The organism is Campylobacterota bacterium, from assembly GCA_040752835.1.
Classification (GTDB): domain Bacteria; phylum Campylobacterota; class Campylobacteria; order Campylobacterales; family Sulfurimonadaceae; genus Sulfuricurvum.
The window spans coordinates 1-13,682 of record JBFMGG010000001.1 but is presented as its reverse complement, the minus strand read 5'-3'; the positions used below and the strand labels follow the sequence as shown (position 1 = coordinate 13,682).

The window sequence follows — 13,682 nt, the reverse complement described above, 5'->3', positions numbered from 1 at the left end:
GGTATCAATACAGGCCGTAGCGCCCGTCGTTGCGTTTGAAGAGGACCCGCATTTTCCCTTCGTTGTCGTAAAAGACTTCGAACTGTTTGCCGCTCTCTTTGAGTTTTTCCAATACTTCGCCTACTTCCTGCGGTTTGTAGAGTTCAAGTTCCATCGGAACGATTTCATCTTCCATCGCTTCGCCCAGCGCGTGGAGGTCGACGTTGCCCGACGCGGCGTTCTTGGCTTCGTTCATCCCTTCGTTACGGTGGTCGCTCAGACGGTCGTGGAGGCGGCGCAGCGCTTTTTGGGCACGGTCGATCGCGATGTCGATGGCAGCGTAGAGATCGTTGTCGCGTTGGGTAATGACGATGGTGTTTTTGCCGGCGACGTTGATCGTAAATTCGATCATCACCCCTTTTTTCCGTTCGTTCATGCTGGCGACGGCGTTGACGCTGATGAGATCGAGATGGTACTTGCCGAGGGTATCAATCGAGTGCATAAGGTGCTCTTTGATGGAGTCGCTGAGGTCGATATGGCGTCCGACGAGTGAAATGTTCATGATGTCCACCTTGTATATGGGTTGAAATTTGATTATAACACTAAAAAGTAATCGCTACAAATAAAAACCCGATCAACCGATTCGGTAACATAAAGCAAATAAATATTAACAGATATTAATCGATATTTAATCTAGTAGTGACTAGAATCGAAAATAGCGTGTTTTCTCCCTTTAGAGAGAACGGAAATAGACCGATAATACCGGATTGCAGAAAAAGAGCTGGGAACAAGACGATGAAAGTAAACGACACGATCCGTTCGATGATCCGATTGGTTGTGCTAATGTTGATGGGCGGATGGACGGTGCTTCAGGCCGCGATCGTATTGGAAAGCGACAATTTCAACAACAACGTCGAGGGATGGGCCGGCGGAACCCGTACGAGTAATATGTACAAGATCGAAAACGGTACTTCCGCCTCCAAGCTGTACAATTTCAACGGAAACGACTACGCCCTCAAAAACGTCATCATCAGCTTCGACGTATCGATCGCGAACGGCTGGGAGACCACCGACGCGTTGCGGGTGATCGCCAACGGCGCGACGACGACGTTTACCCAAACCGACGGCGTCTACCACTATACCGTCAACGCGGTGCTCGATACGGGGGGCGATCTGAACCTCCGGATCCATACCGATTCGAGCTACAGCAGCGAAGACGCCTGGATCGACAATATCGTCATCACCTTTATCACTGCCGATGCCGCAAACGATACGTTCACGATGGTCAAAAATACCACCCACAGCGGTAATCTCCTCTCCAACGACGTGGGCCCTTCGCTCAGTGTCATTTCCAATACCTCTCCGGCTCACGGAAGCGTGACGGTTGCCTCGAACGGCAGCTTCACCTATACCCCAACGGCCGAATACATGGGGAGCGATACGTTTACCTATACCATCCGCGATACCAACGGATATGAGGATACGGCGACCGTGACGGTGACGGTCACCGATGTCATCACCGCCGGATACCGCGATTTTACGCTGCGCAAACAGCTCTATACGAAAGGGGACATGAAAACCATCGGGAACACGGTCCTCGTTCCCCCCACGACGCAGAACTCCTCGATCTGCTCGACCTATACCAACGGCTCGTACATCACCGATGCGACCGATGCGAACAATTACTATTACCTGTGCGGGTATCATGCCGATACGACAACGGGCGGATTGAGCAATTCGACCACATCCGAACTCAAACTTCCCGCAGGCGCCGAAGTAATCTGGGCCGGGTTGTACTGGCAGGCGATCGTCGCCAATGCCGCGTTCAGTACCAACATGACGATCAAGCTCCGGCAGGAAGAGGGGGCCAACACTTACGTCGACATCACACCCGACCGTCTGGATTACGGGGTGAATGAAGGGTACGGCGGGTTTACCAGCTATTCGGCTTTTGCGGACGTGACCGAACATTTCGGTGCGGGAAAATGGAACGAGGGGAACTATACCGTCGCCAATATCCCGGTATATGAGGGAAAAATCGATTCGCTCGGATCGTACGGGGCATGGACGCTGGTGGTGGTTTATTCGAATCTGGCGGACCAAAACGAGAAATTCCGGAGTTTCAGCATCTTCGACGGGTGGAAGGTGGTCAGCCAGGACGTGCCGAACGTCAATATCGACGTAACCGGTTTCTACACCCCGGACAAAAACGATATCACCGCCGAGGTTTCGGTCTTCGCCGCCGAAGGGGACAAACACATCAGCGGCGACGTACTGCGGACAACCGATTACAATACGGGGGGAACGGTTACCCTCGCAACGACGGCCAATAATACGTTTAACTCCAGTATTACCGGCGGGGACGACCGGGTTCCCGAACTGGTCAACAACAACGGTATCGATATCCAGACGTTTGACATCGGCAATTATCTCAAACCCAAACAGGCGACCATGCGCTTTACGTTTACCTCGACTCAGGACAAATACTGGCCGTCGATGATTGCGTTTGCGACTGAGCTGTACGTTCCGCAGTTTTGTTACGACTACGGGTATGAGCAAAACGGCCTTCCGTTCACCGAAGAGAACAACGGGACGGCGATGCCTTACGTGAGCGGCTATCTCCCCAATACCGAAGACATCAACGTCAGTCTCTACATTCGTAACCAGGAAGCCTCCGACGTGATGGCCAACAACGTGCAGCTGAGCATTACCGAGATCGACGATACGCAGGCGATCTACAAGCGCAATTCCGTAGCGGTGACCTATCCGGGTGAATATTCGCCCACCTACAAAAACGACGGGGCATGGCCGCTGAGTGTCAGCGATACCTACATCAAAAACATCCCGCTGGGGAACATGGGGGGAGAGCAGCACGCGTACGCCTATTACCTGCTGACCCCCAAAAATATCGGCGACATACGGATACCGATCGTCGGGACGTTTACTTACGACCTGGCGATTCCGCTGCCGGATGGTACGACGCTCAGTCTTCCGTACTCCTCGACCATCGGGGGGGAACGTCTCCCGATGTGTACCGCGGACAATTTCAGCTACACTCCCGAATGGGGGATTTTCAGTGTCGTAGATGCGGGGTTGTACGATTCTTCCACCGCCACCCGCTATTACGATCTTACCACCCAGGTGACGAAACGTCCGGGCAACCTGCGGGTAGCGTCGTTCAACCCCGAAGCCCTCGACACGCCGCAGCCGGTCAGCACCATCGTGGCGGTCGAGCTGATCGACGCCAGCCAGTTTCACGACGTCGACGCGGCATGCCGCGAACCCTCCAGCTCTATCAGCCCCCGCGTTTGGGTGGCGTTTGAAAACAACGTCTCGCAGATCAATTTCAATGCCGGAACGATCCAGGCGGCGATCGCAAAAGGGATGGTCTCCGATACCATTACCGGGGAACCTTCCCCCATTACGCAGGCGGAGGAGTTTTACAAAAAAGCGACGCCGAATGCGGCGTTTCGGGTCACCTACAATACTCTCAACGACGCCGACGGTTCGCTCATCACGATCGTTCCGACGAACAACGGGATACGGATCGACAACTTTTCGGATATCCACAAAATCTATCCTCACTGCCGCCAGTTCGTCAAAATGCCCAATGACCAGATGACCGATCAAACCTCGGTCGCCTGCTTTAATAACGGGAACAGCAGCACCTACAAGGACGTTGCGATCTGTATGGAGTGCCTCTATGGGGCACGGACGGAAGTGCTCTGTTCGCGGGACAATTTCGCGATCCGCCCCGAAAGCTACACGGTGGCGCTCAAAGACATGAACCAGACCAACCGTGCGGTGACGCAGCTCTTCGCGCCCGGATACACCGGTATGACAACTCCGCTCACCGGACGGATCAAGGTGGCGAGCGGATACGACTACCGCTACGATATCAATGCCACCAACCATCTGGATAATGCCGCCTCGCCCGGGTATACCCGCTATTTCGGAACCGGGGGAAGCGATTACAACATCACCCTTGTATGGGATCCCGCCACCCCCAAAGTCGGGTGCAACGATACGGCGCACAAACCCCAGAGTTTTAATCTCCTTGACGGGACCGTTTCGGCCGAGGGGAACCTCTCCCAGATCGGGGAGTACCGCCTCAATATCATCGACAAGACCTGGACGGCGGTCGACTGGGACAGCGAGAAGCAGACCCACCAGACGGGTCCCCATTTCCTGAGCGCCGTCGAATGCGCGCCGGACACTACTTACGTACCGGCCCAGGCGACTACGGTGAGCCTCAGCGGCGGGACGCTGAACAACCTTGTCGGCTGTCAGATCAACAGCACCCACGACAATGTCGAAAACGGGCTGAAATACCGTGATTACCAGCTGACGTTCCTGCCGTACAAGTTCGATCTGAACGTTTCGTTCGGGATCGGGACCCGTCCGAACAACGTTGCCGCGAACAATTTCATTTACACTGCCGATATGAGCCGGTCCGATTCGATGGACATGTCAGTCCGGGCAACCGGAAAAATCAAGGCGATGGGGTACAACAACGTTGTCAATACGAACTTCGTCACGGGGTGTTACGCAAACGATCTGAACCTCTCCCTGCGGTCCAACAACAACCTGACGGTTGCGGGGAACGCTTACCAGGTCCGTTTCCAGGATTTCAACGCTACGGGGGCGCTGATCTACGATTCGAATGCGACCGATGTCAATACCGCGGCGCTGGACATGCGGTTGTTGAGGATCGATGACGGTAACTTTACGAAAGACACCCGCGGCTCGCTCTCGACGATTACCCGTCTCAATTACGAACGCAACGTCACGCGGCCCACCGATCCGAAAGTAGCCGATTTCACCGCGTTGAACATCCGGTGCTCGAGTGTGGCGGAGTGTTTGATGCAGGCCGACCTGAGCCCCATGCACGAAGCGGACGGTGCGCGATCGATGGATTTCAACGTCACCCATGCCTACGGGCGCCTGATCCCGCGAGACGTGAGGGTTTTCGGGGATGTGGCCTTCAGCGCCTCCGCATGGTACGAAGTGTATAATGCACCGATTTTGGCGGGGACGCCTCTGGCCGCAAGCCGGAACACTCCCCTTTGGTACGTCAACCTTCTGCATGCCGACACCAACTACGGCGACGGTAACATTACCCGTTTGCAGAGTGCCGCGGGTTCGTCGGGATCGAATATCGGCCAGGCGGCGGTCAACGGGATCGAAACCTACGCTTTCCCCGCCGTCGGTGCGGCCAATATCCCCTACAGCCGCAAGGCCCATATCGATACGGCACCGTGGCTGTGGTACGGGGTGAATGCGCTCGATTATGCCGATCCATCGGCGACCAATCTCGATTGCGCGACCCACCCGTGTTTCAACATCAACGTCGTTCCCGCGGTCGGCCGATCGGGAAGCGCATCCGATGCGGCGTTGCGGGGAGATAAAACCAACAAACAGACGACGGGGGGAGGGGTAACGTACGACTACACCCCTTCCACCCGCTGACAAAGGAGTTCCATGCGTCGCGCGGTAGCCATGATCGAACTCATCTTCGCGATCGTCGTAATCGCCATCAGTGTCCTCTCCATCCCTTCCATGATGGCGGTGGCGAATAATGCGTCGATGGGATTGATGGTCGATGAGGATATTCTCAAACGTTTAAGCGGCGAGATCGTCAAAGTCTCCCAAGCCCGCTGGGATCAAAATTCCCTTCCTCCCGATTTCCGGCCGTTGCAGGTCGGGGGCGATCTGCCGTGCAATCGTCCCGATCCATTCGGCGGCAGTGCCGTTTTCCGCGCCAATCCCGATTCGAGCATGGCGTGCGCGACGGGGGGAGCGGCGATGGCGGCCAATCCCGCAGCGGGGAATCTGAACCTGAGCCAGGGGATCGAGCAGTTGCACGCCAGGGCGTACAACCTGCAGATCCAGCAAACGGGGGGAGCGGCAGTGTATACCGTTCCGGTCGCTTATGCGGTCAGCTACGTCGATGCGACGATGTCGGCGATCGATGCCGCAGGGGCCGCGACGGCGACTTGGCGGCTCGGCTCGTCGACCTCGATGAGCCCTGCGGCCTCGGGAACGCAGACCCACCTTAAACGGGTGGTCGCCCGGGTTCAGAATGCCGCCAACCCTGACGTCGACATGACCCTGACGTTTTTCAAATCCAACGTAGGTAAATTTGCCGAATGAAATCGTTAGTCCAACGCAGAGCCTTTACGATGATCGAGCTGCTGTTCGTCATTGTCATCCTCGGAATTGTCGGAACGCTGGCGCTTGAAGCGCTGCGACAGTATTACGACGGTATCTACCGGACCGGAGAGTATACGAAGCGCTCCGCACAAGCCGACCAGATCCTCGAACAGGTGGCCCGTTATTTCGAAAACGGCATCTCCGGATCGATCGTTCGTCTCGACCAGAACGATGCGGCACTGGGAAGCGTGTGCAACGGTGTACCGATTTCCGGCGACGACGGGAACGATTACACGATCGCGTTTGTCGGGGTGGACGATGAAGGGTTGCGCGGATACTGGGACGGAACGCGTTTCCGTCCCGGATGGAGCAGCGAGGTGATCAATGTGGGGACGAACCTCTCGGGACCCGATTCGAATTATACGGCGATGCACAACAGCGATTCCTTGTTAGACCCCGCCAACCCCACGGCCATTTTCCGCAGCGACGGTTTGGCCGAGGGGAGCGATTGCGGCCGCTTCGGCTGGATTACCGGGGCGGGGACAAATCAGGCGTACCGGACGGTTACGGCCGTTGTGGGCCCGACCGACCTGACCCTCGATGAGGTGTTGAGCATCAGCGGGCAGTCGAGTCGAGCCTACGTGCTACGCACGGCCTACGCGTTCCGTGCCAGAAACGGGGTCTTTAGCATGTATACGGGGTTCCAGCCCTGGAACGGAGAAGTATACAGCGTCGCCGCTACCCCGCGGATACTGGGAGATAACGTCGCCCATTTCACGATTATGTACGATGCGAGCAATACGACGGTCAATTCCAGCGTCGGGAATGTGTATACTCTCAAAATCTGCATGAACGGGATCGATGCCAATCTCAACGATTCGACGTTGCCGCAGGATCAGATTTGCCGCGAAAGGATGGTGCATGTACGTTACTAAACGCAAAGGATTCGCGATGATCATGGCGATATTCATCGTCGTCATCATAGCCGCGGGCGGAGCATTGATGATGCAGAATGCATCGCTGGGGAGCAAGACCGTATCGAACGCCTATCTTCACACCCAGGCCGAACTGCTGGCGCAAAGCGCTACCGAATACGCCCTGATGCGCGCGCAGGGGGTCGACACGGCGGGCGGAACCTGCCTGAACCGCCTGAACATTATCGTCAATAATGCCGCAGGCAATCCGATGTTTGACGTTACCGCCTCGCTGGCGTATTCTTTCCGAGGGGCTGCTCCGGCCGCCTGCGACACGTTAGCGCGAAATACGGGCAAAGAGACCATGGTGCTGATCGACGTGCGGGTGGATGACCGGAATTTGTCCTCGGAAGATGTCCGCGTTCACAAACGCTCCTGGCAAAAACTCTAGAAAGAAGGTATTCGGGGAAAGGGAAAAGAGCCCTTTGACGCTTAGAGGGCGAGCTGGGAGATTTTGGCGACGACGTCTTTTTCCCGTACCGGTTTCATCAGAAAACCGTTCGCACCGCATTCGAGGGCTTCCCCCTTTTTGGTTTCGTCGGTCGTGAGGACGATGACGGGAAGCTGACGGAGCGACTCGTCGGCACGGATCACTTTAAGCATTTCGATGCCCCCCATGACGGGCATGATGATGTCAAGAAGGATAATGTCGATGTCGAACTGCGATTTGAGGATACCGATGGCATCCGCACCGTTTTTGGCTTCGACGACCTGCGAAACGTTCGGGGTTTTGAGCAGCATGGTTTTGAGCAGCTTGAGGTTGATCATGTCGTCGTCAACCGCAAGCACTTTCAGTTTTTTATCACCCATTTCGAATTTCCCCGTTTGTTAAATAAATTTTTCAAACACCAGACGCAGCAGGTCTTTGTTGATGATGTTGCGGATGATCTCGTGGACGTACATGGCGTCGTCCGCTTCTTCCGATGCATTCGGATCGATCAACATCACAAGCGATATGTCACTGTCGCCGGAACGGATTATATCATACAGATCCTTGAGGTCGAGTCCCGAAAGCGTTTTATCAAACAGTGCGAGTTTGTAACGGCGGTTGGCGATCTCGGCTTTAAGCTCGTCGATGCTCCCGACCGTTTTGTAGGTGTAGCCCAGATCGTCGAGAATACGGGTGAAGAGTTTCATTTCCAGAGCGTTTTGCTTGGCAATGACGATATCGGCATCGTAGGCCGAACGTCTGGGCTCGGCGAGGTCGGGTTCGGTCCCAACGGGTATTTCCACGTCAACCGTCTGGGCTTCCGAAGCCATAGACTCTTCGATTGCACCGGAGGAAGCCGATTCTTCTGCGACTGCCTCGGAAGACGCAGCCATCATTGCGACGTCGGCGATCTCATCCTCTTCTTGGGGAGAAAACGCTTCTTCCTGGGGGATCGTAGCGACTTCGGTGGCCGATTTCGGAACCGATTTGATGTCGACGATTTTGTGCGAGAGAAAGTTGTTGAGCAAGGAGATAATTTCGCTCCGAACCAGCGGTTTGGTCGTGTATTCGTCCATTCCCGCTGCCAGGAAACGCTCGCGGTCCCCTTTGAGGGCGTTGGCGGTGAGGGCGATGATCGGTATGTGGTGCTGGCCGTAGTCTTCTTCGAAGTCGAGAATCTCCTGCGTCGCTTCGATACCGTCGAGAACCGGCATCTGGATATCCATAAAGATGACGTCGAAATCGCCGTTTTTCCGTTTTTCGAACGCTTCGAGCCCGTTGTTTGCGATGGTGATCTCCAACCCCAGGTCTTCGAGGGTACGGCGGATCAGTTTTTGGTTGATGACGTTGTCCTCCGCAACCAGCGCCGTTGCGGCGAAACGGGAGCTTTTTTCGTCAAATTTTTTACGGCGGGTCGCTTTTTGCTTCCGGCTGCTGAACGCTTCAATGTCATACGACTCGAGGGTTGCACGGATCTTGGTACTGTTGAGCGGTTCGTAAAGCACTTTGAAAATATCAATCCCCATCGAATCGATTTTTTTCATGTAATACGATTTGGTCACCAGGACAAGTTGTTCCTGTGACGAAGAATAGGTGATCAGATCCTCTTCGTTCACGTAATCGTTGTCGACGATGAGCAGGTCGTAATTGACCTGCCGTTCGAGCATTTTGAGCTCGTCCACTTCATGGAACGTGGTGTAGCTTACCCCAAAGTAGTCGAGGTACTCTTTGAGATAGGTATTTTGGAGTTTTTTCTTCGAGGTGCTTTCGAGAATCACCGCATTGATGCTTGAGAAAGCCCCTTTGAGCGGTTCGTTGAGGGTTTCGATCTCCTCGAATTCGAGGGTAAAGAAGAACGAAGTTCCGTTGCCCGGTTCGCTTTCGAGTTCAAGTCGGGAACCCATCAATTCGACGAAGCGGCTGGAAATCGTCAGCCCAAGACCCGTACCCCCGTATTTGCGGGTAATCGAAGTGTCGGCTTGCGAGAACGCTTCGAAAATACGCGATTTTTGTTCGCTCGTCACGCCGATCCCGTTGTCTTTGACCTGGAAGCGGACGCGCGCACGGTTCAGAGCGTCGCACTCGACGCGGCGGATGTCGACGCTGATGGCGCCGCCGCTGTTGGTAAATTTGACCGCATTGGAGAGGAGGTTGATGATGACCTCTTTGATCTTGGTCGGATCCCCTTTGAGCGGGCGTTCGAGACTCGGATCGACGTAGCAGGCGAGGTCGATGTGTTTTTCGGAGGCGCGGACGGCGTAGACCTCCACGGCGCTTTCGAATTCGTCAATCGGGTTAAAGACGATCTCTTCGATCTCGAGTTTGTTGCTCTCGATTTTCGAGAGGTCGAGGATGTTGTTGATGATCTCGAGGAGATTTTCTGAACTTTTTTCGATGATGTCGATGAATTCGCGCTGTTCGTCGTGAAGCTCCGTATCCTTGAGCAGTTCGGTGAATCCGACGATGCCGTTGAGCGGCGTCCGGATTTCGTGCGACATGTTGGCCAGGAACATCGATTTGGCTTCGGACGCTTCGAGTGCGTACTGTTTGTCGTGAAGCGTCTGCTCGATGATCCGTTCGAGCAGGGCATATGCCTGCGCCGTCCCTGCGGCGGTGTCGAGGTTGATCGACTGGCTGAGGGTTTCGGCTTCGGTGTCGTTGGTGTCTGCGGCGACCCGTTTGAGTACCGATTCGAGGTTTTTGATGTTTTTGGTGATTTCGCTCGAGAGGAGGACCCCAAGCACTCCGACCAAGACGGCCAGCAGCCATACCCCGACGGCGACGACAAGGAGCTGCACCGCCTGGTTCTGAACGGTGCCGGAGCGTTTGTCCATCGCGTCGATCAACACTTTCTGGGCGTCGTCGATGGCACTGATTTTTTCGGAAATCATTGCAAACCAGATCCCCGACTGGGTGTCGAACGTCCCCGTTGCACTTGCCTGGAGGATGGCTGAGCGTTCCGTCGTGATGTCCTGGAACAGCTCGGTGTTGTCTTCGCTGAACAAGGTGGCCTGCAGCTGCACCTGGATCGTTTTGTCCTTCATCCCCTCGACGGTGAGGGAATCGGCTTTGCTGAGCAGCGTGATCCATCGGTCGAGTTCCTCTTCGCTCAGCGGTGTGGCGCGTGAGAGGAGGTAGGTGATGTAGTCGCGTTCGATGCTGCTGTATTCGTTGGCGCGGACGAGCGAGAGGTACGTCGAGGAGAGGGCGTTGATCTCATCGTCGAAATGAAGCCCGGCGAGCTCCGTGAGCTCGTTGATCAGGCTCTCCTGCGATTTGCCGTATACCTCGGAAAAAATACGCTCGAAACTGGCGTTGCCGACATCGACGAGCGGCCGGGACTGTTTGATCTGGGCGTGGAGTTTCGTGACCAGCGCATCCAGCTGGGACGCTTTTTCCTGCTCGGCGGCATTGTTGAGCATGACGGTCGAGAGGTATTTTTGATAGTCGGCGATTTTGTGATCAACGATCGTGCGCTGGGCATGGAGCGATTTGAGGGTGGTGGGAGAATGGTTCCCCATGTACATCACCGTCATCCCCCGCTCGCGGGAGAGGTTGTTGATCAAATCGGTGAGCTGTTTGTTTCCTTCCAACCGCACCTGTAGCTGTTGGGCCGATTGATAGCTTATATAAGCGTTTCCGACATAGTAGCTTGCCAGGGCGAAAAGAATCAGAATCGGGAGGAGACTGATGAGACGGAGTCGGTTTCTAAGTCCTATTTGCATGGAATTCCTCTGTATTCGTTGATCAAATTTATAGTTGTTCGAGATAACCGTTCAGACGTTTGGAAGCTTTGTTGGCTTCCTGGGCATCGTTGGTTACCGACAGTACGGCCAGTTCTTCGGAAATTTCGGCGAGTCTTAGGTTGTCGCTGATCCCTTTGAGTTCCCTTGCTGCACTCTGCCAAAGGTGGGTGTCGAAAGCGGCGATCGCCGCGGCGATCCGCTCGCCGGAGACAAGGGCGTCGCGTTTGTAATCGTCGATCAGTTCGTCCAGGAAGGCGCGTTCGATCCCCAGCTGTCCGGCGACGGCCGATTTATCGTAGTGCAGCGACCGTATCGGTGCGGCGTCGACCGGCTGAATAGGCTCGGCCGATTCGGTGAAAGGCTCTTCGTCGGGGATGTCGGAGAAGGGTTCCGTTTCGAAGAGCTCTTCTTCCTGGATAATGAGCGGCGAATCTTCATCGTGTTTGAGCCCGAAGCCGTACTCGGGTATCGCTGTTGTTTTGGACGGAACCGAAGGCTCATCGAGCACGCTCTCTTTGATGTCGAAAGCGTAGATGTCCTCTTCGTCCGCAAACGACTCGACGGGTTCGGAGAAATCATGGGGATAGCCATTTTCGGTATCGGTTCGCTCATCGGCGTAAACGCTTGGGACGTCGGCGCTCTCGTCGGCGTAAGAGGTATCGAAATCGTCCGGATACGATGACGCGTCGATACCGTAGTCGTAGGGCGTTTCGGAATACGATGCCGTCTCGGGCTCGGGGGCGGTTTGAAAAGCGGCTCCGTCGCCGTTTTGGGAAGAGGATTTTCCTTCGAGTTTGTCGATGATCGCATAGAAATATTTGAGGTTCGCTTCGATTTCGGCAATATCGTCGGAGGTATTGATCACGCTGAGGCATTCGAAAGCGTCTTCGATCCGCAGATTCGCCGCCACCCCTTTGAGTTTGTGAGAAAGGATTTTGAGATTGTTCATGTCGGCGCGCAGCGCGGCATCGAACAGGTCGTTTTTGAAATCATGGGACTGCTGGATGAAATCGCCGATGAATTCCTGGATCAGATCGACCGGGAGTCCCAGCTCGCTTGCGGCGACGTTGGGGTCGAAGCGGTAGGAACGGTCCACTTTGAGGGCATCGATGTATTTTTGTTCCGTTGCCGTGAAACGTCCTTCGGCGGCAGGATGCGGCGCAGGTTGCGGGCTGGCGGGTTCGGCCGGTTCGACAGCCGTTTCGGCGGCGTAGCTTTCGAATTCGGGAAGGGTGATTTTGTCGTACGCATCGCTGTAGGACTCGCCGAAAGGTTCGTATTCGCTCTCTTCATAGGAGGGGACGTCAAGGACTCCGGGTTCGCTCAGCGGCGTAGGGGTAATGTGCCCGTAATCGGGAAGGATCGACGGGGCAGGTTCGCTGCGGAACGCTTGTTCTTCCGAAACGGCCGGGGTTTCGACGAACGGCTCCGGGGTGCTTTCGGCCGCAATGGGTTTGGAGACAATAATGGGACGCGGGGAGAGCGTATGGGGCTTGAACTCCTCCGCACTCATCGACTGGACGTGAAGCATTTCGACCATGTAGCCCGTTTCCGAAGGAGCTTCGCACAAATAGAGTTTGTGGACATGGAGGGTGCATGAAAAGGTTCGGCCGTTGGCGTGGACGATCGCCGAATTGGATTCGGAATCGGCATGCAGAAGAAAATCGATCCAGCCGAAATTTTTGAAGTTGTGGATGTATCCGGGTTCTTTGGCGAAAAGGTCCGCGACATCCGAACACACCGTCAGAAGTTCTTCGAGCGAGGTGTAGTTAAGCAGTTTCAGGGCGTCTTCGTCCAGCCCGATGAATTCTTGTTTATGGTTGTAAAATAACACAGGGTCCCCTTATCGCTCTTGTTCCAGCATTTTTTCGTACAGAGCGGCCGTTTCTTCGATGTTCTGGCGTGAAGCGGGTTTGCGTGCGGCCATGTATCCTTTTACTTTTCCGTTATCGTCGTAGGTGGGGGTCACTTCGGTATCGACCCAGTAATAGCGTCCGTCTTTACGGAGATTTTTGACCAGGCCGTGCCACATCGTCCCCGACTGGATTGTTTTCCACATCTGGGCGAACGCCGCTTTGGGCATATCGGGATGCCGGATGATGTTGTGCGGCTCACCGACGAGTTCGTCGACGCTGTATCCCGAAATTTCGCAGAACTTGCGGTTTGCGTAGGTGATGATCCCCTTGAGATCGGTTTCGCTGACGATCGCACGCCCTTCGAAAACATATTCTTCGTCGATGGGAACAGGTTTTTCCATCGTTTAACCCCCGTTACAAAAAAACTGCTGAAAACATAATCTGTGGAATATGGCATAAACTCCATAAAAGATTACTTAGACGCGGTTTGGGCGTAATGATTTTGTATCGTACGGGCATCGTTTTCCCCGACCAGATCGCGCAG

General features: G+C 55.0%; 9 protein-coding genes. 4 read left to right on the top strand and 5 right to left on the bottom strand.

The genetic code is table 11. The annotated features are described in order from the left end of the window. Positions 1-4: 4 nt before the first annotated feature. The gene (gene raiA, locus AB1763_00045) at positions 5-541 is read right to left on the bottom strand and encodes a ribosome-associated translation inhibitor RaiA (GenBank protein MEW5831216.1); all 537 of its coding nucleotides are present in this window, start codon (positions 539-541) and stop codon (positions 5-7) included. Positions 542-774: 233 nt separating this feature from the next. On the opposite strand from raiA, the gene AB1763_00040 reads away from it, so the two are divergent. From AB1763_00040 to AB1763_00025, 4 genes are read left to right on the top strand one after another with little or no spacing between them, the layout of a single operon-like run. Then, entirely contained in the window at positions 775-5,448 is a 4,674-nt protein-coding gene (locus AB1763_00040; protein ID MEW5831215.1) for an Ig-like domain-containing protein, read from the top strand. A 12-nt stretch (positions 5,449-5,460) separates the two neighbouring features. Continuing rightward, a complete protein-coding gene (locus AB1763_00035; GenBank protein ID MEW5831214.1) occupies positions 5,461-6,132 on the top strand; it encodes a hypothetical protein in 672 nt (223 codons plus the stop codon). Then, positions 6,129-7,067 carry a prepilin-type N-terminal cleavage/methylation domain-containing protein gene (locus tag AB1763_00030; protein ID MEW5831213.1) on the top strand — a complete coding sequence of 313 codons (939 nt, stop codon included), beginning with the start codon at positions 6,129-6,131 and terminating at the stop codon, positions 7,065-7,067. The genes AB1763_00035 and AB1763_00030 overlap by 4 nt, the downstream gene beginning before the upstream one ends. After that, positions 7,054-7,497, top strand: coding sequence for a hypothetical protein (locus AB1763_00025; protein MEW5831212.1), 444 nt, complete (start codon positions 7,054-7,056; stop codon positions 7,495-7,497). Before AB1763_00030 ends, AB1763_00025 begins: the two co-directional genes overlap by 14 nt. A gap of 41 nt (positions 7,498-7,538) precedes the next feature. Here AB1763_00025 and AB1763_00020 read toward each other — a convergent pair whose 3' ends face one another. From AB1763_00020 to AB1763_00005, 4 genes are read right to left on the bottom strand one after another with little or no spacing between them, the layout of a single operon-like run. Next, complete coding sequence (locus AB1763_00020) at positions 7,539-7,916, bottom strand: response regulator (GenBank protein MEW5831211.1); 378 nt, start codon at positions 7,914-7,916, stop codon at positions 7,539-7,541. Between the two features lie 18 nt (positions 7,917-7,934). Then, the gene (locus AB1763_00015) at positions 7,935-11,261 is read right to left on the bottom strand and encodes an ATP-binding protein (GenBank protein MEW5831210.1); all 3,327 of its coding nucleotides are present in this window, start codon (positions 11,259-11,261) and stop codon (positions 7,935-7,937) included. Positions 11,262-11,289: 28 nt separating this feature from the next. Continuing rightward, complete coding sequence (locus AB1763_00010) at positions 11,290-13,116, bottom strand: hypothetical protein (GenBank protein ID MEW5831209.1); 1,827 nt, start codon at positions 13,114-13,116, stop codon at positions 11,290-11,292. A gap of 9 nt (positions 13,117-13,125) precedes the next feature. Next, the gene (locus AB1763_00005; GenBank protein MEW5831208.1) at positions 13,126-13,539 is read right to left on the bottom strand and encodes a PAS domain-containing protein; all 414 of its coding nucleotides are present in this window, start codon (positions 13,537-13,539) and stop codon (positions 13,126-13,128) included. Positions 13,540-13,682: the final 143 nt, after the last annotated feature.

Bases quoted from the DNA above. Each gene is read 5' to 3' on its own strand.
- AB1763_00015 (MEW5831210.1), bottom strand. From the start codon at position 11,261: ATGCAAATAGGACTTAGAAACCGACTCCGTCTCATCAGTCTCCTCCCG.
- raiA (MEW5831216.1), bottom strand. From the start codon at position 541: ATGAACATTTCACTCGTCGGACGCCATATCGACCTCAGCGACTCCATC.
- AB1763_00020 (MEW5831211.1), bottom strand. From the start codon at position 7,916: ATGGGTGATAAAAAACTGAAAGTGCTTGCGGTTGACGACGACATGATC.
- AB1763_00040 (MEW5831215.1), top strand. From the start codon at position 775: ATGAAAGTAAACGACACGATCCGTTCGATGATCCGATTGGTTGTGCTA.
- AB1763_00030 (MEW5831213.1), top strand. From the start codon at position 6,129: ATGAAATCGTTAGTCCAACGCAGAGCCTTTACGATGATCGAGCTGCTG.
- AB1763_00025 (MEW5831212.1), top strand. From the start codon at position 7,054: ATGTACGTTACTAAACGCAAAGGATTCGCGATGATCATGGCGATATTC.
- AB1763_00035 (MEW5831214.1), top strand. From the start codon at position 5,461: ATGCGTCGCGCGGTAGCCATGATCGAACTCATCTTCGCGATCGTCGTA.
- AB1763_00005 (MEW5831208.1), bottom strand. From the start codon at position 13,539: ATGGAAAAACCTGTTCCCATCGACGAAGAATATGTTTTCGAAGGGCGT.